Raw genomic sequence first — 22698 nt, 5'->3', positions numbered from 1 at the left:
CGGATCAGGCGCCGGGCGGCAGGACGCCGGCGCGGCTGCGCTGCTCGTTGCGGCGTTCGGCGTCCGTGATGTCCTTCTCTGTCGCGCCGGAGGCCAGGACGATGTCGGTGGCGCGGCGCCATTCGATGGAGCTGCGGTCCAGCATGTCGCGGGCGCGCATGGCGAACTGGGCGGCCTGTTCCGGACGGCCAAGGGCGAACCAGTATTCGGCCGAAGCCAGGCGGGCCTCGCCCTCCTGGCCCTGGCTGGCGTAGGCCTGGGACAGCAGGCGCCAGGCCAGGCTGTTGTCCTTCTCCAGGGCGATGGCGCGCTTCAGCTGGTTCTCCGCCTCGGGCAGCCTGGCCGGATCGTTGGTCTCGATCAGGGCGTGGGCCAGGTTGATGCGCAGCAGGGGGGCGTCGGGCTTCAGCTCGACGGATTTTTCATGGGCGCCCAGGGCCTCGGCCGGGCGGCCCTCCTCGAACAGGATCTGGCCCTTCAGCTCCCAGAAATAGGGATTGTCGGGCTGTTCGGTCAGCAGGACATCGACCGCGTCCAGCGCCTTCTGTGTCTGGCCGTCGCGATACCAGGCGATGGCGCGGGCGTAGCGGGCGGGCAGGCTGACGTCGCTGGACGGATAGTCGCGCAAGGTGGCGTTGGGCGCGTCCATGAAGGCGCGAATCTTGGCCACGACCAGGGCGTGCTGGGCCATGCGCGCGTCGCTGTCGCGCTTTTCGTAGTTGGACGCGGCCTCGACCGGCGGGCGCAGGGCCTCGATTCGCTGAGAAGACAGGGGGTGGCTGCGGAAATAGGGATAGCGCCGCTGGTCCGAGAAGATTTCCTGCGAGCGGAAGTTCTCGAAGAACTCGACCATGCCGCGCCCGGATTCCCCGGCGCGCTCCAGGGCGCGGGCGCCGGTGATGTCGGCCTCGCCCTCCTGGCTCTGCATGTAGCGCAGGGCGCCGAGCGTGCCGAAATACTGGCTGGAGGCCAGAAGGGCCGCGCCCGCGTCCGGCGCGCCGGCGATCGCGGCCAGGGCCCCCAGGGCCATGGTCATGATCATCGGCTGCATGCCGGCGTTCTGGGCGCCGTCGCGCAGGGTGTGGCGGTTCTTGATGTGCCCGGCTTCGTGGGCGATCACGCCCAGCAGCTGATTGGGGTTCTTGGTCCGCAGGATCAGACCGGTGTTCAACCCCATGATCCGCCCGCGCGTGGCGAAGGCGTTCAGGTCGTTGTCGTTGACCAGCAGAATCTCGACCTCGGCCGGGTCCAGGCCCATGGCGTCCAGCACGGGCTCGGACCACTCATGGATGATGCCCTCGATCTCGGTGTCCCGGATCAGGCTCTGGGCCTGGGCCTGGGCGGCCGAGGCCAGCACCATCAAGGCGCCGGCCCCGGCGGCCAGAAGGCGCCGGAACGAGCGGGTTGCAGCGGGGGGCGTCCTGGTCATGACGTACTCCAGAGCGACTGTCTTCCCCGCAGCTTCCTGCCTAATCGTGACCGATCAACGGCGCCACCAGCCGCGTTTGGGCTTGGCGGGCGGGGCGACGATCTGGTTCGGATCCTCGGCGATGATGGCCGCGATGTCGACTTCGGGCGTCGGCGCCGGGGCCGGTTCGGCCAGGACGACGGCTTCCTCGACCAGCACTTCCTCGATGGCCTGCTCGATGTGTTCGACCAGTTCGGGCGAGATTTCGACCGTGGCGGGCTCTTCGACCGGCGTCTCGGCCTGGACCTCGTCCGAGGCGGCGGCCTCTTCGGTCGCGGCTTCGGCCAGTTCCTCGGCGATGGCGGCGGTCACCTTGCGGCGCACGCGGCGACGCTTGGGAGCCTCCACCGGCTCCAGAGCGGGGGCGGGCGCTTCGGCTTCGGTTTCCGCCTGGACGTCGGCCTCGACGGCAGGCGCGGCTTCGGCGTCGGCGTCGGCTTCGGTCGTCTCGACGACGTCGACCGCCGCGCCTTCGCTCACGGCGCGCTCGCCGCCACGACCGCGGCCCCGGCCACGACGACGGCGCGAGCGGCCGCCGCGGCCTTCGCCCTCGGCGCGCTCGGCGCTGACCTCTTCGCGCTCGGCGCGCTCTTCGGACACGGTTTCATCGCGCTCGGCGCGCGGGGCGACCGGATTGATCGGGTCGAACCAGACGTAGGGGTCCTGCAGCGACGGGGTGCGGCCACGCACCCAGGCATAGACGTCGCGTTCGCCTTCCTCGCGCATGCGGCGACCGCCGCGACGGCCCCGACGACGGCGTCCCCCGCGGCCGTCGTCCTCGTCTTCCTCGTGGGCGGCGGCGATTTCGCCTTCATCCTCGCGACCGCCGCGACGGCGGCGACGACGGCGGCCGTTGCGGCCTTCGGTGTCGTGGCTTTCGGCCTCTTCGTCCTCGGCGCGGTCCTCGGCGTCCTCGTCCTCGTCGCGGGAGACGAAGTCTTCCTCGTCCTCGGCGTCTTCGTCCTCGTCCTCATAGGCGCTGTCGTCGAAGCCGTCGTCCAGGTCGGCCAGGTCGATGTGGCTTTCCGGTGCGACGAAGTCCTCGTTGGTCTCGGTGCGCTCGATCGAGTGCTCGCCCTGGGCCAGGCTGTCGTCGATCTGGATGACGACGTTCAGGCCGCGCTGCTCCAGCAGGAACTGCAGATAGGCGCGCTTGTGGTTCAGGATGTAGAGGGCCACGGCGGTCGACACGCGCAGGTTCACAGAACCCGCGCCGTTCCTGCCGGCCTCGATGTCGACGGCGCGCAGGGTGGTCAGGGCCGCCGATTCGGCCGAGCGGATGCGCCCGGCGCCCTGGCAGTGCTCGCAGACCTCGGTCGCGCCCTCGATCACGCCCAGGCGGCGGCGCTGGCGGCTGATCTCCATCAGGCCGAAGCCCGAGATGCGGCCCATCTGGATGCGGGCCCGGTCCTTGGAAAGGGCGTCCTTGAGGGCCTTCTCAACCGCGCGGTTGTTCTTGCCCTCGTCCATGTCGATGAAGTCGATGACGATCAGGCCGGCCAGGTCGCGCAGGCGCAGCTGGCGGGCCGCCTCGACGGCGGCCTCCATGTTCGTCTTGGTGGCGGTGGCCTCGACGTTGCGTTCCTTGGTGGCGCGGCCCGAGTTCACGTCGATGGCGACCAGCGCCTCGGTCTGGTTGATGACCAGGTAGCCGCCCGACTTCAGCGGCACGACCGGCTGGTGAATCTGGGTCAGCAGCTCTTCGATGCCGTTGGCGGCGAACAGCGGGCGCGAACCCTGATAGAGGTGAATCTTCTTGGCCTGGGACGGCATCAGCACGCGCATGAAGTCGCGGGCCTGCCTGAAGCCCTCGACGCCCTCGACCTGAATGCCGTCGAAGTCCTTGTCGTACATGTCGCGCACGGCGCGACGGACCAGGTTCTCTTCCTCGTGGATCATCGCCGGCGCGTTGGAGCGCAGGGTCAGCTCGCGGATCGTCTCCCACAGGCGCAGCAGATACTCATAGTCGCGCTTGATCTCGGCACGGGTGCGCTTGGCGCCCGCCGTGCGGATGATCAGGCCCATGCCCTGCGGCACCTTCAGCGCGGCGGCGGCGGCCTTCAGGCGGCGACGGTCCGAGGTGTTGGTGATCTTGCGCGAGATGCCGCCGCCCTTGCCGGTGTTCGGCATCAGCACGCAGTAACGGCCGGCCAGCGACAGCCAGGTGGTCAGGGCCGCGCCCTTGGCGCCGCGCTCGTCCTTGACGACCTGCACCAGCAGGATCTGACGGCGCTTGATGACGTCCTGGATCTTGTAGCGGCGCATCAGGCGGCGCTTCAGGCGCTCTTCGTCGGCCAGCTTGCCGTCGGAATCGGCGTCGTCGCCCGAGGATTCGCGGCCCAGGTCGTCATCGTCGGCGTCGTCGTGCGCTTCGGCCATGATGGCTTCGCGGTCGGCGACCGGGATCTGGTAGTAGTCCGGGTGGATTTCGTTGAAGGCCAGGAAGCCGTGGCGATTGCCGCCGTATTCAACGAAGGCGGCCTGCAGGCTGGGCTCTACGCGGGTGACCTTGGCGAGGTAGATGTTCCCGCGAAGCTGGCGGCGCGCGCGGGATTCGAAATCGAATTCCTCAACCTGGCGGCCGTCCACGATCGCGACGCGCGTTTCTTCCGCGTGCGCCGCATCGATCAACATGGTTTTTGACATTGAAGGTCTCTCTCAGGCGCGCCAGGCCGTGCGCCGCGAACTCAGTCGCGGGAATAGGGGCGGCTCGCCGAATGGAAATGGGGGCCAGGGCGCGCGTCATCCCCTCGCCGATGGCGAGAGCGGCATGATCTTGCCGGTAGGGAGCGCAGGCGGGTCGGCCCATGAGGTTGTCGGTCCTGGATCCGAACGCGCCGATCAGGGCTGCGTCCCGGACCCGTTTCGTCGGATCGGCGGCCAGGCCGGGCGATCCTCGGAATTGGTGAAAGTTCAGCGCCGCGAGGAGGCGCGCCCGACCCCGAGCAAATGACGGGCGGCGCGATCGTTCGCATGCGGAACCCATAATAGGCAGATGCGACGGAAATTAAAAGAACCGCGACCGTAAGAGGTCTTAACGAAATCCTTAATCCACCGCCTCATGATGACGCTTAAACTGAAGGGCGACTTCCCTCGATGTTGGGTCGGTGGCGTAACAATCTGGGCCGTTGGGGCGTGCGCGAATGGGCGATGACGGGCCTGGCCCTCGTCGTCATCTGCGTCGTCGTGTTCACGGCGGGCCGGGGCCTGGCCTTCGGCTCCGACGGGGAGATCGTGCGTCTGCGTTTCGGCGGCGACGCCCAGCGCACCCGCGTGGTCCTGGACCTGGGGCGGTCGACCCGGGGGCAGGTGGTCGAGGACGGCTCGGCAGGGCGGGTGATCCTGTCCCTGGAAGGCGTCAGTCCCATGCGGGGCCTGGAAGGGTCCGGCTCGGGCCTGGTGCGCGGCTATGAGGTCAGCGCCGCGGCCGGGGCGTCGCGCGTGCGGCTGGACCTGGCGCGCGGGGCCGAGATCGAGCGCCGCTTCCTGCTGCCGCCGGGCGACGGGGTGGACTACTATCGCTACGTCATCGACCTGAAGGCCACGGGCGCCGCCGCGACCACGCCGGTCGCGCCGCCGCGCCGCGAGCCGGCGCGGGCGGAAAAGCCCCTGATCGTCATCGACGCCGGCCACGGCGGCCGCGATCCCGGCGCCCAAGGTGAGCACGCCCAGGAAAAGGCCGTCACCCTGGCCGCCGCCCGCGAGCTGAAGACGGCGCTGGAGCGCACCGGCCGCTATCGCGTGCGCCTGACGCGCGACGGCGACGTCTATGTGGTCCATGGCCGCCGGGTGCAGATCGCCCGGGACGCCGGGGCCGACCTGTTCATCTCCCTGCACGCCGACGCGGGATCGGACCCGGCCCTGCGCGGGGCCAGCGTCTACACCCTGTCGGAGCAGGGTGCGGGCCGCGCCGTGCGCGAGTTCACCAAGGGCGATGATTGGCAGCGCGACCTGCGCCTGCCGGGGCGCGACCCGTCGGTTGACCGCATCCTGCTGGACATGACCCAGCGCGCCACCCAGAACCGCTCGGCCCAGTTCGCCCGGGTGCTGCTGACACATCTGGAAGGCGCCGACCACCCGCTGCTGCGCCGCAGCCACCGCGACGCCGGTCTGGCCGTGCTGCTGGCGCCGGACGTGCCCGCCATCCTGCTGGAGATGGGCTTCATCACCAACCCGGAAGACGAACAGTTGCTGACCGACGAGCGGGCGCGGCGCCGCCTGATGCGCTCGGTCGCCGAGGGCATCGACCGCTATTTCCGCCAACCCGCCGCGCCGGTCATGATCGCGGGCGAGGTGGCTGGGGGCTGAGCGGCCTTCTCCTCCCCATGCAATGGGGAGATGGATCGACGGCGTAGCCGACGAGACGGAGGGGCTGCTTGGTTCCGCCGTCCGAGCCCCTCCACCGCTACGCGGTCCCCCTCCCCATTTCATGGGGAGGAGAGGGCGCTACTCCTCCAGCGCCGCTTTCGCGCGCTTGAAGATGTCCTCGAACATCTCGGCCGTCAGTCGGCCCGTGTTCGTGTTCAGCCGCGAGCAGTGATAGCTGTTGATCAGCGTATAGGGACCGACCTTGCCCTCAATGCCGTGACCCGCCGGCATGGCCGTGGCCGGATAGCCCAGGGTCCTCAGGATGCTGCGCCGGGACACGTCGCCCAGTGTGACGATTACCTTGAGCCGGGGCAGGGCGGCCAGGCGGTCGACCAGAAAGGGACGGCAGGTGTTCTCTTCCGTCGCCGTCGGCTTGTTCTGCGGCGGAGCGCAGCGCACGGCGTTGGTGATCATGCAGTCGACCAGCCTCAGGTCGTCGTCGCCGTTCGGATCATAGCCGCCCGTCGCGAAGCCGGTCTTGCGCAGGGTGTCGTAGAGCAGCCAGCCCGCGTGGTCGCCGGTGAAGGGACGCCCCGTCCGGTTGGCGCCGGTGCGGCCCGGCGCCAGGCCGGCGACCAGAAGGCGCGCGTTCGGATCGCCGAAGGAGGGGGCTGGGCCGTTCCACCAGTCGGGGTTCTGGCGCGCGTTCTCGGCGCGATAGGCGACCAGACGCGGACACAGGGGGCAGTCGCGCGGCGGCTCGGGGTTCAGCGTGCGGCTCACGCGCGGTCGCTCCGATCCAGGGTACGCGCCACGCCCTGGTTCATCGGAGCCTTGGGCTTGCCGACCTGGGTCATGATGTCGGCCAGGTCGATGAAGGCGTCGGCCTGGCGGCGCAGGTCGTCGGAGATCTGGGGCGGCTGGCTTTTGACCGTCGAGACGACGGTGACGCGCACCCCCTTGGCCTGCATGGCCTGGACCAGGCGGCGGAAGTCGCCGTCGCCCGAGAACAGCACTGCCTGGTCCAGGCGCGGCGCCAGCTCCAGCATGTCGACGGCGATCTCGATGTCCATGTTGCCCTTGGTGCGGCTGTGGCCCTGGGCGTCGGTGAAGCGCTTGACCGGCTTGGTCACGACGGTGAAGCCGTTGTAGTCGAGCCAGTCGACCAGCGGCCGCACGGGCGAGAATTCTTCGCCCTCGACCACGGCCGTGTAATAATAGGCGCGCACCAGTCGGCGCTCGCCGACGAACCAGGCCGATAGCTTCTTGAAGTCGAGGTCGCAGTTCAGGGCGCGCGCCGCAGAGTAGAGGTTGGCGCCGTCGATGAACAAGGCGATGCGATCGTCGGGGTGGTCGGTCATGAACGAATATGAGTCCGTGGGTATGGTCGAGAAAATGAAGGTCCCGACCGACATTCCGGAAGGCGATCCCGATCTGGACGCCGCAGTCATCGTCGCCTTGGGCTGCAATGACAAGGGCTGCTGGTCGTCCTGCGTCGAGGCGCTGGAGGCGGCGCTGGCGCGCTTTCGGGCCGAGGGAGTGGACATTCTGGCCCGTTCGTCATGGTGGACGTCCCAGGCCTGGCCCGATCCGACCGATCCGCCCTTCCTCAACGGCGTGGCGCTGGTCAGCACCGCGCACGACGCCCCGACCCTGATGCGGACCCTGGGCCGGATCGAGGACCTGTTCGGTCGGGTGCGGACGGCGCGCAATGCCCCGCGAACCCTGGATCTGGACCTGATCGCCTATGGTCGGCTGAGCGGCGACCTGGACGGATTGATCCTGCCCCACCCGCGCGCCGCCGACCGGCTGTTCGTCATGGGGCCCCTGGCCGAGATCGCGCCGGACTGGACGCATCCCGTCTGCGGCCGACGCGCGCGGGACCTGGCGGCGCAGGCCGAGGTGGGCCGCGACGCCCGTCCGCTGGCCAGGGTGTGACGCCTCAAGGTCTGGCCTCGAAGGCTTGACGCGGGGCGTGGTCTCGGGCGAGGGGAGGAGCAACTTGCGCCGATCCGCCCCAATGCCGCCTTCGCGGCGTTGCACAATTGGCCGTCACCCTATATTTTGTGCGGTTCTCCCTGCCGCCAGAGGATTTTCATGGCCCGCGTCACTGTCGAAGACTGCATCGAGAAGGTGCCGAACCGTTTCGGCCTGGTCCTGCTGGCCGGTCACCGCGCCCGCAACATCGCCAACGGCGCGCCGCTGACCCTGGATCGCGACAACGACAAGAACCCGGTCGTCGCCCTGCGCGAACTGGCCGAGGACACCATCACCCCCGACGAGCTGCGCGAGAACATCATCACCACCCTGCAGCGGGTCGATGAGCGCACCGAGGCCGAGGACGAAGCCGAAGTCGTCGCCCTGCTGGCCGAGCCGCAGCACATGAACATGGCCGAGGCCGAACTGATCCGCGCGCTGCAGAGCGACCGCGACGGGGGCCAGGAGGAACGCTACTGACGGCCAAGCCAGTCACTGGCGTAACCAAGCGGACGGCGCGGCCCCTGGCGGACACGCCGATGGACCAAACCGCGAATCAACACGACAAGTCGGCGTCGCCTCCTGCCGGGGCGGCGCCGAAGTCGTCTGAAGGCCTTGCTGTGTCTGAAACCAAACGCGCTCCGATCATGCGCCAGTTCGAATTGATCGAGGCGGTCAAGGCCTATGACCCGACCGCCGACGAGGCGCTGCTGAACCGCGCCTATGTCTATGCGATGAAGATGCACGGCTCGCAGCTGCGGGCCTCGGGCGATCCCTATTTCGCCCACCCGATCCAGGTCGCGGGCATTCTGACGGATTACCGCCTGGACACGGCGACCATCGTCACCGCCCTGCTGCACGACGTGGTCGAGGACACCTCCGCCACCCGCGACGATATTGCGGAAATGTTCGGCGAGGAGATCGCCGTCCTTGTCGAGGGCGTGACCAAGCTGTCGCGTCTGGAGCTTCAGGCCGAGCATACGCGCCAGGCCGAGAACCTGCGTAAATTCATCCTCGCCATCTCGCGTGACGTGCGGGTGCTGCTGGTCAAGCTGGCCGACCGCCTGCACAATATGCGCACCCTTCACTTCGTGAAGCCGGAGAAGCGCGAGCGCATCAGTCGCGAGACGCTGGAAGTCTATGCGCCGCTGGGCCGGTCGATCGGCATCCACTCCATCGCCGCCGAGCTGGAGGAGCTGGCGTTCGAGCACCTGAACGCCACGGCGCGCGTCGCCATCCAGCGCCGTCTGGAGGCCCTGAAGCTCGAGAACGGCAGCGCCATCGAGGCCGTCTCGCCCGAGATCGAGCGCGTCCTGTCCGAGGCGGGCATCCACGCCCGGGTCAAGGGGCGCGAGAAGACGCCCTATTCCATCTGGCGCAAGCTGCAGCGCAAGGCGGTGGGCTTCTCGTCCCTGTCGGACATCTACGGCTTCCGGGTCATCGTCGATTCCGAGGACGACTGCTATCGCGCCCTGGGCGTCATCCACCGCGCCTGGCCCATGGTGCCGGAGCGGTTCAAGGATTTCATCTCGACGCCCAAGTCGAACAACTATCGCTCGCTGCACACCACGGTGGTCGGGCCGGGTGGCCTGCGCATCGAGATGCAGATTCGCACCGAGATCATGGATCGCGTGGCCGAGGACGGCGTCGCCGCGCACTGGGCCTACAAGAACCAGTCCTATGGCTTCGACCGCGAGGCGATGGAGGCTGACGGCGGCCGCGACCCCCTGCTGAACCTGCGCCATCTGGTCCAGGTGATCGAGCACGGGGAGGGGGGCGAGGACTGGGTCGAGCACGCCAAGCTCGAAATGTTCCTCGACCAGGTGTTCGTCTTCACGCCCAAGGGCGCGCTGATCACCCTGCCGCGCGGGGGATGCCGCTGGACTTCGCCTACGCGGTCCACACCGAGGTCGGCGACACGGCCGTCGGCGTCAAGATCAACGGCGAGCTGAAGCCCATGCGCACGGCGCTTCAGAACGGCGACGTGGTCGAGATCATCCGTGGGACCAAGCGCGAGGCGCCCACCGACTGGCGTAGCCTGACCGTGACCGGCCGGGCGCGTTCGGCCATTCGCCGCTTCATCCGCACCTCCGAGCGCGAGGAGTTCGTGCGCCTGGGCAAGGCGACGCTGGAGCAGACGCTGGAGCGGGCGGGCAAGTCCCTGGCCGACGTCAAGCTGACCGAGGCGCTCAAGACCTTCGCCATGCCCACGGAAGAGGACATGTTCGACGCCATCGGGCGCAGCCGGCTGACGGCCACCCGCGTGGCCGAGACCCTGTTCCCGGCGCTCAAGGGCCAACTGAAGGCCGGGCCGGAGCGCAAGCGCATCGGCGCCGAGCCGCCGCGCCTGTTCGTGCGCGGCAGCGGCCTGACCCCCGGCGTCAGCATCCATTTCGGGACCTGCTGCTCGCCGGTGCCGGGCGACCGCATCGTCGGCATCATGGAGCCCGACAAGGGGCTGACCGTCCACACCATCGACTGCCAGTCCCTGGCCGAGTTCGCCGACGACGACTCCGTCTGGCAGGACCTGCAATGGACGCCCCAGGCCGAGCGCAGCGCCGTCGGCTCGGTCAAGCTGCAGGCCACGATCAAGAACGCTCCCGGCGTCCTGGGCCAGGTCGCCACCATCATCGGCGAAGCGGGCGGCAACATCCTGAACCTTAGCATGGCGCATCGGCAGCAGGATTTCTTCGACGTCGACATCGACGTCGAGGTTGAAGACGCCCGCCATGCGACCATGATCATCGCGGCCCTTCGGGCCAATCCATCCGTCGACACCGTCGACCGCGCGCGCGGCTGATCGCCGCCGCTCCCTCGCTCTACGACAAGGCCGCCATGTCTCCTGAACAACAGAAGCTCGCCAACGAAGCCCAGGTGGCGTCGCCCTCCTATCGCCTGGCCGCCCTGGACCAGGACTTCCTGCTGGGCGAGTCGATGCGTGGCGTGCGCTTCCTGATGGAGTACGCCAAGGCGGAGGAGGAGCTGAAGGCCTGGGGCGTGCGCTCGACCATCGTCGTCTTCGGCAGCGCCCGCGTGGGCGCCGACGGCGACGGCCGCCACGCCTATTGGTACGAGCAAGCTCGCCAGTTCGGCCGCATCGCCTCCGAACGCGGCGGCGCCTTCCGCGGCGAGCCGGGGGAGGTGCGCGACAACGTCATCGCCACGGGCGGCGGGCCGGGCATCATGCAGGCCGCCAACCAGGGCGCCTTCGAGGCCGGCGCGCCGTCGATCGGCTTCAACGTCACCTTGCCGCACGAGCAGTTTCCCAACCCGTGGTCGACGCCGGAACTGACCTTCCAGTTCCACTACTTCGCCATGCGCAAGATGCACCTGGCGATGCGGGCCAACGCCCTGGTGGTCTTTCCCGGCGGCTTCGGCACCCTGGACGAACTGTTCGAGATCCTGACCCTGCGCCAGACGGACAAGGCGCCGCCGATCCCCATCGTCCTGTTCGACGAGGCCTACTGGCGCTCGGTCATCAACTTCGACTCCCTGATCGAGCACGGCATGGTCAAGGCGTCGGACATGGACCTGTTCGCCTTCGCCGACGACGCCGAGGCGGTCTGGGCCAAGCTGCTGGAAGGCGGACTGAAGCCGGGCCACGACATCAAATAGGGCGCGGGTTGAGGGCGGCCGTCACAGGGTCTAAGGACGGCCTTCATGAACACTGAAGACGTCCTCAACGAATTCCGCGACGCCGGCGCCCTGCGCGAAGGCCATTTCGTCCTGTCGTCCGGCCTGCACAGCCCGGTCTTCCTGCAGAAGAACCTGGTCTTCATGGACGGGGCCCGCTGCGAGCGCCTGTGCAAGGCGCTGGCGGAGAAGATCATCGCCACGGTCGGGCCGGTCGACGCGGCCATCTCGCCCGCCGTCGGCGGCATCATCCCCGGCTATGAGACGGCCAAGCACCTGAAGGTCCGCTCGATGTACGTCGAGCGCGAGGGCGGCGAGTTCAAGCTGCGCCGGGGCTTCTCGGTCGAGCCGGGCGAGAAGGTCGTCATGGTCGAGGATATCGTCACCACGGGCCTGTCTTCACGCGAGTGCATCGCCGCCATCCAGAAGGCGGGCGGCCATGTCGTCGCCGCCGCCTGCATCGTCGACCGTTCGGGCGGCAAGGCGGACGTGGGCGTGCCCCTGATCGCCCTGGCCTCTATGGAGGTTCCGGCCTATCCGGCCGACGCCCTGCCGCCGGAACTGGCGGCGCTTCCGGTCGAGGATCCGGGCAGCCGCCGGTTATCCAAGTAAGAAGAGAGAGAATGGGATGAAGCGCGAGCGGGTTCGTCTGGGCGTCAACATCGACCACGTCGCCACGGTTCGGAACGCGCGCGGCGGCGTCCATCCTGATCCAGCCCGCGCGGCCGAGGCGGCGCTGGCGGCGGGAGCGGACGGCATCACCGCCCACCTGCGCGAGGACCGCCGCCACATCACCGACGCCGACATCGACGTGCTGACGGCCCTGTGCCGTCGCGCGGGCAAGCCGTTGAACTTCGAGATGGCCGTGACCGAGGAGATGCTGGCCATCGCCCTGCGCCACCGGCCGCACGCCGCCTGCCTGGTGCCGGAGCGGCGCGAGGAGGTCACGACCGAGGGCGGCCTGGCCGTGGCCGGTCACGAGGCGCGCATCGCTCCAGTGGTGAAGGCCCTGGCCGACGCCGGAATCCGCGTCAGCCTGTTCATCGAACCGTCGGAAGAACAGGTCGAGGCCGCCGCCGCGATCGGCGCTCAGGTGGTGGAGTTCCACACCGGCCGCTACACCCTGCTGGGCGACCCGGCCGAGCGTGAAGCCGAGTTCGAGCGCCTGGCCGCCGCCGCCGCCCAGGCCGATATCCTGGGGCTGGAGGTCCACGCCGGGCATGGGCTGAACTACGCCACGGCGGGCGCCGTCCTGGCCATCCCCGAGATCGTCGAGCTGAACATCGGCCACTTCCTGATCGGCGAGGCGGTCTTCGTCGGCCTGGACTCCGCCATCCGCCGGATGCGCGCGGCCATGGACGAGGCGACGCAAGGCGCGACGTCGTGATCGTCGGGGTCGGCGCCGACCTGTCGGACATCCGCCGCATCCAGACCTCGCTCGATCGGTTCGGGGAGCGTTTCAAGCGGCGCTGCTTCACCGACATCGAGCGCACGCGTTCGGACCGCAAGCCGGACCCGGCCTGGAGTTACGCCAAGCGGTTCGCCGCCAAGGAGGCCTGCGCCAAGGCCCTGGGCACCGGCATGCGATCCGACGTCTATTGGCGGGACATGGGGGTGGTGAACCTGCCCTCGGGCCAGCCGACCCTGTCCCTGACCGGCCATGCCGCCGAGCATCTGGCCCGACTGACCCCGCCCGGCCACGAGCCGCGCATCCACCTGAGCCTCAGCGACGAACACCCCTATGCCCTGGCCTTCGTGGTGATCGAGGCCTTGCCCAAGGCTCTGTCGGAGGCCTGACGGCCCCGCTAGGTTGCGGTTCCTTCATCATGCAAAGTCTTGCCCGAGGCGGGATCAGCGACTACGCCTCGACCTTCAAACCCCGCGTTCGGTGGGGGATTCGAGCAGACGATGAGCGACGACCCCAGGGTGAACGGCGGCGCGGGCAATCCCGCCCTTGATCCGGCGACCAGCCAGCCGATCTGGAGCGATGACGGCGACGCCCCCTTCGACATTGGGGACGACCCCGAGGCGCTCGACAGCGACAAGCCGATCCATGCGCCGCGGCGCTACAGGAAAGCCAAACGAGTGAAAAAAGAGAAGTCCGCGAGCAACGAAACGGTCGAGATCATCAAGACCGTCGTCTTCGCCCTCCTGATCGCCCTCGTCCTGCGGGTCCTGCTGTTCCAGCCCTTCACGATTCCGTCGGCCTCGATGGAGCCGAACCTGTACGAGGGTGACTACATCGTCGTGTCGAAGTGGTCGTACGGCTACTCCAAGCACTCGATCCCGTTCAGCCCGCCGCTGTTCGAGGGCCGCGTCTTCGGCAAGGACCCGGCGCGCGGCGACATCGTGGTGTTCAAGCTGCCGCGCGACGACAAGACCGACTACATCAAGCGCGTGATCGGTCTGCCGGGCGACAAGGTGCAGATGCGCGCCAACAAGCTCTACATCAACGACCGTCCGGTCCAGGACGTGGTCGTCAGCCGTTCGGAAATGGCGGACATGTTCGGACCGCGCGCCGTGACCCAGGTGCGCGAGACCCTGCCGGGCGGCCGCACCTTCATGACCCAGGACTTCGGCCCGGGCGGCGACCTGGACAATACCCCGGTCTATGAGGTCCCGGCCGGCCACTACTTCATGATGGGCGACAACCGCGACAACTCGGTCGACAGCCGCGTCGAGATGTCGGCGGGCGTGGGCATGGTCCCGGCCGAGAACCTGGTCGGCAAGGCCGAGATCATCATGTTCTCCTGGACGCCGGGCGCCTCGCTGTTCAACCCGGTCAGCTGGTTCGCCAACGTGCGCTTCAGCCGGTTCTTCAAGATCCTCGACTGATGGCGAACGGACGCACGAACGTGCGCGCCGAGGCCGTGGCGGCCCTGCGCCGCCGACTGGGACACGACTTCGCCGACGCCTCCCTGCTGGAGCACGCCCTGACGCATTCCAGCGTGGGCGAGGGGGCGGGGCCGCAGGTTCCGCCGGACAACGAACGGCTGGAGTTCCTGGGCGACCGGGTGCTGGGCCTTCTGGTCGCGGACCGGCTGGTGCGCGACTTCCCGGCGGCGGATGAGGGCCAGCTGTCGGCTCGGCTGCACGCCCTGGTGGACAAGAGCGCCTGCGCTCGCGTGGGCGAACGGCTGGGCGTCGGCGACGCCCTGCGCCTGTCGCCCGGCGAGACCAAGACCGGTGGCCGCAGAAAGGCCGGAGTCATCGCCGATGCTGTCGAGGCTGTTCTGGCGGCCGTCTATCGCGACGGCGGCCTGATCGCCGCCCAGGCCGTGTTCGAGCGCGCCTGGGCCGAAGAACTGGCCGCGCCCCCGGCGCCGGCCGTGACCAATCCCAAGTCCGCCCTGCAGGAGTGGGCGCAAGGCCAGGGCCGCCCGCTGCCGACCTATGAGGTCGTCCAGCGCATCGGTTCGGACCACGCGCCGACCTTCACGGTCGAGGCGTCGGTGACCGGCTATGAACCGGCCCGCGCCCAGGGACGTTCGCGACAGGAGGCGGAAAAGGCCGCCGCCGTCGCCCTATTGAAACGAGAAGGCGTAATTTGACCGAGACCACCCAACCCACCGGCCACGACGACACCAACGGCCAGCACGCGGGCTTCGCCGCCATCATCGGCGCGCCCAATGCGGGCAAGTCGACGCTGGTGAACCGGTTGACGGGCTCCAAGGTCTCGATCGTCACCCAGAAGGTCCAGACCACGCGCTTCCCCGTGCGCGGCATCGCCATCGAGGGCGACGCCCAGATCGTGCTGGTGGACACGCCCGGCGTCTTCACGCCGCGCCGCCGCCTGGACCGCGCCATGGTCGCCTCGGCCTGGGCCGGGGCGCAGGACGCCGACGTGGTGGTCCACCTGGTCGACGCCCAGTCGCACATCGCCGCCGAGGGCAAGGAGGGCACGGCCGCCGACCGCCGCTCGGCCGAGGACACCGAGACCATCATCGCCAATCTGAAGGCGACCGACACCAAGGTCATCCTGGCCCTGAACAAAATCGACGGCATGCGCCGCGACACCCTGCTGGCCCTGTCGCAGCGCCTGTTCGAGACGGGCGTCTATTCCGAGGTCTTCATGATCTCGGCCGAGACCGGCGACGGCGTGGACGACCTGAAGAAGCGCCTGGCCCAGGCCATGCCCGAAGGGCCGTGGCTGTATCCCGAGGACCAGTCGGCGGACGTTCCCTTGCGCGTCCTGGCCGCCGAGATCACGCGCGAGAAGGTCTATCTGCGCGTCCACGAGGAACTGCCCTATTCAGCGGCGGTCGAGACCACCAGCTTCGAGGAGCGCGCTGACGGCTCGGCCCGCATCGAGCAGACCATCTATGTTGAGCGCGAGAGCCAGCGGCCCATCGTCCTGGGCAAGGGCGGCCAGACCCTGAAATGGATCGGCCAGAAGGCCCGCGAGGAGCTGATCGAGATCTTCGGCCGGCCCGTTCACTTGTTTTTGACCGTGAAGGTCGATCCCAAGTGGCAGGATTCCAAGGCATTGTACGCCCAGTTCGGCCTGGAGTTCGACGTCTAATCTCGTGTTCATCGTCCCCAAGACCGCGGGCGGAAAGCCCTGGTTCCTCGGTTCTCTCGTCGCCGTCGGCCTGATCTCGGCCGGGGCAGGCGCGTGGCTGGTCCACGCCGTCGCGCCCGAGACCCAGGCGGCCACGGTTCTGCAGCCCAAGCTGCCCAAGCGACCGCCAGTTCAGGTGGTCGAGGAGCTGCCTCAGCTGAAGGCGCGTCTGGATCACCTGGCCGAGCGCAAGCAGTTCATGGGCGCCGTCCTGGTGGCCAAAGGCGACCAGGTCCTGTTCCGCCAGGTCTACGGTAAGGCGAACTATGAGCAGGACCAGCCGCTGGCCCTGGACACCCGCTTCCGACTGGCCTCGGTGTCCAAGCAGTTCACCGCCGCCGCCGTCCTGACGCTTCAGGATCAGGGCAAGCTGTCGGTCGATGATCCGGTGTGCAAATGGATCGACCCGTGTCCCGACGCCTGGCAGCCGCTGCGCATCCATCACCTGCTGTCGCACACCTCGGGCATTCCCGACCTGATGGCCCAGGCCGAGTGGGGCCGCATCCGCGTCACCCCGCGCACGCCCGAGGAGCTGACCCAGACCTCGGCCCGCTATCGGCTGCAGTTCCAGCCGGGGACCAAGATCCGCTACGACAACGCCGCCTACAACCTGGCCGCCGATATCGTGGCCAAGGCCAGCGGCATGCCGTTCGAGACCTATCTGGAGCAGGCGATCCTCAAGCCCCTGGGTCTGAAGGACACCGGCTCGGACGCCAAGGCGGATGCGCAGGGCCTGGCCATGGGCTACGGCCTGTTCCCCGGCGGCCTGACGCCCCAGCCGATCGCCAACGTCAGCGTCGTGTTCGGCGCGGGCGCCCTTTATTCGACGCTGGACGACATGCTGGCGTGGAACCGGGCGCTGCACCGCGGCCACCTGCTCAGCGAGACGGCCTACGCCCAGATGGTCGCCGATCACGCTCCGGAGAACACGCCCAAGGAACGTGGGCGGCCGCACCGGGCCTATGGCTACGGCCTCTACGTCAACAACCTGGGCCGACAGGTCTCGCCGGCCTTTGACGACCGCCAGATCTACCACACCGGCAGCTGGGCCGGGTTCCGCAACCTGGTGCTGTATCAGCCCGAGGCGGACGTGACGGTGGTGGTCCTGTCCAACAACTACCACCTGCGCGATCAGGTCTTCATGATCAGCCAGCAGGCCATGGCCGAGGCCCTGGGCCGCCCGTTCCCGACCGGTCTGCATCGGTAAGGTTGGGCATCTCCTCCCCACTTCGTGGGGAGGTGGATCGGCGGCGCAGCCGACGGGGCCGCTTGGTTCCGCCGTCGTAAAGCCCCTCCACCACTTCGTGGTCCCCCTCCCCACAAAGTGGGGAGGAAAGGACGTCAGGCCTTCATCGATCCGGTCTCGATGAAGCGCTGGTGCCAGGACAGGGCCTCGGTCAGCAGGTGCGGCGTCTGGAGGCCGTAGGAGCCCATCATGGCGCGGTCGTAGTAGTCCTGCAGCATGTCGCGATAGTCGGGGTGGGCGCAGTTGGCGATGATGACCCGCGCGCGCTGCTTGGGCGACAGGCCGCGCAGATCGGCCAGCCCCTGTTCGGTGACGATGACCTGCACGTCCTGGGTGATGTGGTCGACGTGGCTGGCCATGGGGACGATGGCGGAAATCTTGCCGCCCTTGGCCGTCGACGGGGTGACGAAGCAGGAGATGTAGGCGTTGCGCGCGAAGTCGCCCGAGCCGCCGATGCCGTTCTGGATGCGCGAGCCCATGACGTGAGTCGAGTTGACGTTGCCGTAGATGTCGGCCTCGATCAGGCCGTTCATGGCGATGCAGCCCAGGCGGCGGATGATCTCCGGGTGGTTCGAGATTTCCTGCGGGCGCAGGATGATCTTGCCGCGGAACTGGTCCATGCGGCTATTCAGATCGGCGGCGGCCTCGGGGCTGAGCGAGAAGGCGGTGGCCGAGGCGACCGTCAGCTTGCCGCTGTCCAGCAGGTCGAGCATCCCGTCCTGCAGCACCTCGGTATAGGCGGTCAGGTTCTCGAACGGGCTGGCGGCCACACCGGCCAGGACGGCGTTGGCGACATTGCCCACGCCCGATTGCAGCGGCAGCAGGGAGGCGGGGACGCGGCCCCGCTTCACCTCATGCTTGAGGAACTCGATCAGGTGGCCGGCGATGGCCGTGGCGGTCTCGTCCGGCGCGGCGAACGGCAGGTTGCGGTCGGGGGCGTCGGTCTCGACGATGGCGACGATCTTGGCCGGATCGACGCGGAAGCCCGTCTCGCCGATCAGGTCGGTCGGCTTGGTCAGGGGGATCGGCACCCGGTTCGGCGGCAGGGCCGTGCCGTAGTAGATGTCGTGCATCCCATCGAGCGCCGCGTTCTGCCAGCTGTTGACCTCGAGCACGATGCGCTCGGCGCGGTCGAGCCAGGTCTTGTTGTTGCCGACGGAGGAGGAGGGGATCAGCGTCCCGTCCTCGCGGATGCCCGAGACCTCGACCACCGCCGTGTCCAGCGGCCCCAGGAAGCCCTGCCAGGCGGCGGGCGCCACCTGCGACAGATGCATATCCAGGTATTCCATCTCGCCCTTGTTGATGCGCTCGCGGGCGATCGGGTCGGAGTTGTAGGGCAGGCGGAACTCGATGCCGTCGGCCTTGGCCAGGGCGCCGTCCAGCTCAGGCCCCGTCGAGGCGCCGGTCCAGATCTTCAGCCGGAAGGGATTGCCCTTGGCGTGCTCGGCCTCGATCCGGGCGGCCAGGGCCAGCGGCACCTCCTTGGGATAGCCCGAGCCGGTGAAGCCGCTCATGCCCACCGTGGCCCCGGCCGGGATCAGGGCGGCGGCGTCCTGGGCGGACATGATCTTGGATTTCAGGGCGGCGTTGCGGACGCGGGACATCTTCAACCTGACGACGGCTGCCCAGGCACGGGCGGGGGGAGGTGAGGGGCACATAGGCGCGCCATCAGCCTGATTCCAATGCGGCTTTGGTCGTAACGATCCGTGATCACAACCGCGTCAACCGCCGGGCTTCCAGGCCTGGGCCGGCATGGTGTTGACCATCCAGGGGATGCCGAAACGGTCGATCAGGCTGCCGTAGCCCGGCGACCAGAAGGTCTCGGCGAAGGGCATGACCACCTTGCCGCCCTCGGCCAGGGCGTCGAACACCGCCTTGCCCTTGGCCACGTCGTCAGTGTGATAGGCGACGTCGAAGCCGTTCTTGGGCTTGTCGATGTTGGGCGCGAACTCGGGCGGCATATCGGCCCCCATGATCGCCTGGTCGCCGACCTCCAGCCAGCCGTGCATCAGCCAGTCCTTGTATTTGGGATCGACTGGCATGTCGGGCGGGCCGTCGCCGAAGGGAAAGGCCGCTGTGACCTTGCCGCCCAACACCTTGGCATAGAACTCCAGCGCCTCGCGGCACTGGCCCTGGAAGCTCAGACTGGTGACGATCTTCATGACGTTCTCCCGTGGATCAGGGCGGAACGCGCGAGAGCCGTCGAAGTGTCCTTCTCCCCTTGCGGGAGAAGGTGGCTGCCGGAGGCAGACGGATGAGGGGTTGCGGGACGCCAGCTTCGCAATCCTTCGTCAGGCTTCGGCGAGACCCCTCATCCGGCCCTCACGAGCCACCTTCTCCCACAAGGGGAGAAGGAAGCCGGTGCTTCCCCCGTCCTGGGAACAGGACTAGAACACCGTCATGATCACCGCCGCCCTGATGATGCTGCAACTGTCCGCCGCCCCGGCCGAGACCGCCCCTGTCGAGCGCGCGCTGGACGCCATGCACGGCGCGGCGTCGCGGGCCGACGGAGACGCCTATTTCGCGACCTTCACGCCGGACGCCCGCTTCATCGGGACCGATGCGGGCGAGCGCTGGACCCTGCCGGAGTTCCGCGCCTACGCCATGCCTTATTTCTCGCAAGGCAGGGGCTGGACCTATCGGCCCGTCACCCGAACCGTGACCATCGCGCCGATCGAGTGCCGCTGCGTCGCCTGGTTCGACGAGGTGCTGGACAATGACGCCTATGGGACGACGCGCGGCTCGGGCGTGCTGCGCCTGACCGACGACGGCTGGAAGATCGAGCAGTACGTCCTCAGCTTCGCCGTGCCGAACGACAAGGCGCGCGCCGTCGTCGGCGTGATCCGGGCCGACTGATGGAGGTCCAGGACGACGCCTTCGTGCTGTCGGCGCGGGCGCATGGCGACACGGGGGCGGTGGTCGACCTGCTGACCGAGCGGCACGGGCGGCGCGCGGCCTATGTCGCGGGCGGGGCGTCGCGCAAGATGCGGCCCTTTCTGCAGCCCGGCGCACGCGTGGTCGCGGACCTGCGGGCGCGGACCTCGGACCAGCTGGGCTCGGCGCGGCTGGAGCCGGTGGGCGAAGGGCCGGCGGCCCTGTTCGACGATCCCCTGGCCCTGACCGGCCTCAGCGCCGCCGCGGCGGTGGCGCAGGGCGCCCTGCCGGAGCGCGAGCCGCATCCGGGGGCCTTCTACGCCTTCGAGGCGTTGATGCGGGCCTTCGCCATGCCCGAGGTCTGGCCCGCCATCTTCGTGCGGTTCGAGGCCGGGCTGCTGGAGGATCTGGGCTTCGGGCTGGACCTGTCGCGCTGCGCGGCCACCGGCTCGATGGATGATCTGGTCTGGGTCAGCCCGCGCACCGGCCGCGCGGTCAGCCGCGACGCGGGCGCCCCCTATGCCGACAAGCTGCTGGCCCTGCCGCCCTTCATGCTGGGGGCGCAGGCGGGCCTGGGCGAAGGGGACGTGAAGGCGGGGCTGGAGTTGACCGGGCATTTCCTCGAGCAGTTCGTCTTCCACGCCCTGAACAGGCCCCTGCCGCCCGCCCGCGTCTGGATGATCGACAAGCTGGGCGAGGCGGGGCGGCTCTAAAGCGCCTCAGCCGAAGGTGAAGGCGAAGACCTGGGCGCCGGGGTCGAGGAACTCGATCTCGAAGGTCCGCTCGCGCGCGCCGCCCGCCTGGCGCACCAGTTGATACAGGCGCTGGCTGTCGATCCGGCCCACACCTTGCGCGTCGACGTCGACGCCCGCGTCCGCGCCGGGCGCCTGGCCGTCCAGCCGGATGCGGAAGCGCACGGGCCGGTCGCTCCGGCTGGGCCCCATCACCAGATGCAGGTCGCGCGCCTGGAAGCGGAAGGCCAGTCGCCCGCCCGCCGTCTGTAGGTCGGCGTGTTCGGCGCGCACGATCCAGTCGCCGGCCAGGCTCCATTGGTTCAACCGCAGCGCCGCCGGGGCGTAGGCGTGGCGCGCGTCGGGCTTGATGCCGCTGGGTGAGCGGAAACCTTCCGCGCGGGCATAGCCGACATAGGTCTCCGGCGAGGCGATGCCGGCGATGTCGGCGGCCGCTTCGGCCCCTCGGGCGGTCACCTGGACCATGGAGCGGTCGACGCCCTGGGCGCCGGCCTCCTTGAGCAGTTGCTGGATGACGCGTTCGGAGCCGTCGTAGTCGCCTTCGCCGAAGTGGTGGTGGCGGATGCGGCCCTGGGCGTCGATGAAGTAGTGGGCGGGCCAGTACTGGTTCCGGAAGGCGCGCCAGACGGCGTAGTCGTTGTCCATGGCCACGGGATAGGCGATGCCGAAGCGGCGCACGGCGTCGCGGACGTTGGCGGGCGACTTCTCGAAGGCGAACTCGGGCGTGTGGACCCCGATCACCACCAGGCCCTGATCGCGATACTTCTCGGCCCAGGCGCGGACATAGGGGATGGCGCGCACGCAGTTGATGCAGGAGTAGGTCCAGAAGTCGATCAGCACCACCTTGCCGCGCAGCTGCTCAGTGGTCAGCGGCGGGCTGTTGATCCACTCGGTCGCGCCGGTCAGGGGCGGCATGATCCCTTCGACGGGCAGGGCGTCCAGCGGCGCCGGGGGAGCGTTCATGGCGCGGTCGGCGCCGAGGCGGCCGATCAGGGCCTGTTCGATGCGGTTGGTCCCGCTGCTCGACAGCCGGGTCAGCAGGCCGGTGTCGAGGCCGAGCGTAATGGCGGCGACGCCGACCAGCACCAGCACGCCCAGGCCCCTTCGCACCCATTCGCCGACGCCCAGCGACTGCTTCATGGCCTGGAACATCTTGCCGCCGACCAGCAGGGCCAGGGCCAGCGAAGTGGCGGCCCCGGCGGCGTAGGCGAGCAGAAGCAGGGTCGTGCCGACGCTGGCCCCCTGCAGCGCCGCGCCGGTCAGGATCAGCCCCAGGATCGGCCCCGCGCACGGCGCCCACAGCAGACCCGTCGCCACCCCCAGCAGGAAGGAGGGCCAGACGCCGCCGCCGGCTTGCTGCTCGGTATTGGCGCGCTCGGTCAGGCGCGAGCCCAGGGCCACCAGCGGCCGGGTCAGCCGGTCCGCCAGCGCCGGGAACACCAGGGTCAGCCCCAGCACCGCCATGACCGCCAGGGCGATCCAGCGCCCAACCAGATTGGCCTGCACCGCCCAGCCGCCCCCGACCGCCGCCAAGGTCGCGACGCCCGCGAAGGTCAGCGCCATGCCGACCAGCAGCGGCAGGCCGCTCTTCACGAAGGGCTGGCCCGCACGGGCGAAGACGAAGGGCAGGACCGGCAGGATGCAGGGGCTGAGAATGGTCAGCGCGCCGGCCAGATAGGACAACAGGAGCAGCAGCATGGCGTCGTCCCTGGATCGCCTCCCTGGGCGGACCGGATCACGCTTCCGACAACGCGCGGGACGGCCTGTGGTTACAGCAGGCGCCGCAGGTCAGCCATGAGGTCAGGGCGCCCCAGCGGGACGCGCGCGGCCTTCATCGGGGCTCCTTCGCGCGTTTCTGCACAGTTAGGCGCGGACAATC

Annotated in this window: 20 protein-coding genes and 1 pseudogene; 14 read left to right on the top strand and 7 right to left on the bottom strand. The window is 69.0% G+C overall.

Features of this window, described 5'->3' with window-relative positions:
* Positions 1–4 precede the first annotated feature (4 nt).
* The gene (locus D8I30_RS14185) at positions 5–1429 is read right to left on the bottom strand and encodes a M48 family metalloprotease (protein ID WP_121483305.1); all 1425 of its coding nucleotides are present in this window, start codon (positions 1427–1429) and stop codon (positions 5–7) included.
* A 54-nt stretch (positions 1430–1483) separates the two neighbouring features.
* A complete protein-coding gene (locus D8I30_RS14180; RefSeq protein ID WP_121483304.1) occupies positions 1484–4114 on the bottom strand; it encodes an Rne/Rng family ribonuclease in 2631 nt (876 codons plus the stop codon).
* Positions 4115–4564: 450 nt separating this feature from the next.
* Between D8I30_RS14180 and D8I30_RS14175 the strand changes: the two genes are divergently transcribed.
* Entirely contained in the window at positions 4565–5776 is a 1212-nt protein-coding gene (locus tag D8I30_RS14175; protein WP_121483303.1) for an N-acetylmuramoyl-L-alanine amidase family protein, read from the top strand.
* 138 nt (positions 5777–5914) lie between these two features.
* Here the strand turns inward: D8I30_RS14175 and D8I30_RS14170 are convergent, their stop codons facing one another.
* Complete coding sequence (locus tag D8I30_RS14170) at positions 5915–6559, bottom strand: uracil-DNA glycosylase (RefSeq protein ID WP_121483302.1); 645 nt, start codon at positions 6557–6559, stop codon at positions 5915–5917.
* Positions 6556–7137, bottom strand: coding sequence for an NYN domain-containing protein (locus D8I30_RS14165; protein WP_121483301.1), 582 nt, complete (start codon positions 7135–7137; stop codon positions 6556–6558). Before D8I30_RS14165 ends, D8I30_RS14170 begins: the two co-directional genes overlap by 4 nt.
* Positions 7138–7159: 22 nt before the next feature.
* Between D8I30_RS14165 and folK the strand changes: the two genes are divergently transcribed.
* The 11 genes and pseudogenes from folK (at position 7160) to D8I30_RS14110 (ending at position 17154) form a co-directional block, all read left to right on the top strand.
* Complete coding sequence (gene folK / locus D8I30_RS14160) at positions 7160–7714, top strand: 2-amino-4-hydroxy-6-hydroxymethyldihydropteridine diphosphokinase (RefSeq protein WP_240387262.1); 555 nt, start codon at positions 7160–7162, stop codon at positions 7712–7714.
* A gap of 159 nt (positions 7715–7873) precedes the next feature.
* Entirely contained in the window at positions 7874–8233 is a 360-nt protein-coding gene (gene rpoZ, locus D8I30_RS14155; RefSeq protein ID WP_121483299.1) for a DNA-directed RNA polymerase subunit omega, read from the top strand.
* A gap of 59 nt (positions 8234–8292) precedes the next feature.
* Positions 8293–10553: pseudogene (locus D8I30_RS14150) on the top strand (RelA/SpoT family protein).
* Positions 10554–10588: 35 nt separating this feature from the next.
* The gene (locus D8I30_RS14145) at positions 10589–11368 is read left to right on the top strand and encodes a TIGR00730 family Rossman fold protein (protein ID WP_121483298.1); all 780 of its coding nucleotides are present in this window, start codon (positions 10589–10591) and stop codon (positions 11366–11368) included.
* 45 nt (positions 11369–11413) lie between these two features.
* Positions 11414–11998 (top strand): orotate phosphoribosyltransferase, encoded by a 585-nt coding sequence (pyrE, locus tag D8I30_RS14140; protein WP_121483297.1) that lies wholly within the window; start codon positions 11414–11416, stop codon positions 11996–11998.
* Positions 11999–12014: 16 nt separating this feature from the next.
* Entirely contained in the window at positions 12015–12773 is a 759-nt protein-coding gene (locus tag D8I30_RS14135) for a pyridoxine 5'-phosphate synthase (RefSeq protein WP_121483296.1), read from the top strand.
* Positions 12770–13183, top strand: a complete 414-nt coding sequence (acpS, locus tag D8I30_RS14130; protein WP_121483295.1) for a holo-ACP synthase — start codon at positions 12770–12772, stop codon at positions 13181–13183. The genes D8I30_RS14135 and acpS overlap by 4 nt, the downstream gene beginning before the upstream one ends.
* A 111-nt stretch (positions 13184–13294) precedes the next feature.
* Positions 13295–14221: a signal peptidase I gene (lepB, locus tag D8I30_RS14125; RefSeq protein WP_121483294.1), complete on the top strand. Its 927-nt coding sequence runs from the start codon at positions 13295–13297 to the stop codon at positions 14219–14221.
* Positions 14221–14937 carry a ribonuclease III gene (gene rnc / locus D8I30_RS14120; protein WP_121483293.1) on the top strand — a complete coding sequence of 239 codons (717 nt, stop codon included), beginning with the start codon at positions 14221–14223 and terminating at the stop codon, positions 14935–14937. Before lepB ends, rnc begins: the two co-directional genes overlap by 1 nt.
* Positions 14934–15908, top strand: a complete 975-nt coding sequence (era, locus tag D8I30_RS14115) for a GTPase Era (RefSeq protein ID WP_121483292.1) — start codon at positions 14934–14936, stop codon at positions 15906–15908. Before rnc ends, era begins: the two co-directional genes overlap by 4 nt.
* Before the next feature lie 4 nt (positions 15909–15912).
* On the top strand, positions 15913–17154 hold the full coding sequence (locus D8I30_RS14110; RefSeq protein WP_121483291.1) for a serine hydrolase domain-containing protein: 1242 nt from the start codon (positions 15913–15915) through the stop codon (positions 17152–17154).
* Between the two features lie 134 nt (positions 17155–17288).
* Here the strand turns inward: D8I30_RS14110 and D8I30_RS14105 are convergent, their stop codons facing one another.
* Together D8I30_RS14105 and D8I30_RS14100 are read right to left on the bottom strand one after the other, a co-directional pair.
* Positions 17289–18797 (bottom strand): acetyl-CoA hydrolase/transferase family protein, encoded by a 1509-nt coding sequence (locus D8I30_RS14105; RefSeq protein WP_205570724.1) that lies wholly within the window; start codon positions 18795–18797, stop codon positions 17289–17291.
* 117 nt (positions 18798–18914) lie between these two features.
* Complete coding sequence (locus D8I30_RS14100; RefSeq protein WP_121483289.1) at positions 18915–19355, bottom strand: VOC family protein; 441 nt, start codon at positions 19353–19355, stop codon at positions 18915–18917.
* 238 nt (positions 19356–19593) lie between these two features.
* Between D8I30_RS14100 and D8I30_RS14095 the strand changes: the two genes are divergently transcribed.
* Positions 19594–20049 carry a nuclear transport factor 2 family protein gene (locus D8I30_RS14095; RefSeq protein ID WP_121483288.1) on the top strand — a complete coding sequence of 152 codons (456 nt, stop codon included), beginning with the start codon at positions 19594–19596 and terminating at the stop codon, positions 20047–20049.
* Positions 20049–20780, top strand: a complete 732-nt coding sequence (gene recO / locus D8I30_RS14090) for a DNA repair protein RecO (protein WP_121483287.1) — start codon at positions 20049–20051, stop codon at positions 20778–20780. Before D8I30_RS14095 ends, recO begins: the two co-directional genes overlap by 1 nt.
* A gap of 6 nt (positions 20781–20786) precedes the next feature.
* On the opposite strand, the gene D8I30_RS14085 is transcribed toward recO, so the two are convergent.
* On the bottom strand, positions 20787–22517 hold the full coding sequence (locus D8I30_RS14085; protein ID WP_121483286.1) for a cytochrome c biogenesis protein DipZ: 1731 nt from the start codon (positions 22515–22517) through the stop codon (positions 20787–20789).
* Positions 22518–22698: the final 181 nt, after the last annotated feature.

It is taken from the genome of Brevundimonas naejangsanensis (assembly GCF_003627995.1).
In the GTDB taxonomy this organism is placed as follows: domain Bacteria; phylum Pseudomonadota; class Alphaproteobacteria; order Caulobacterales; family Caulobacteraceae; genus Brevundimonas; species Brevundimonas naejangsanensis_B.
Note: the sequence above shows the minus strand (reverse complement) of the source record. Positions and strands in the feature narration are given on the sequence as shown.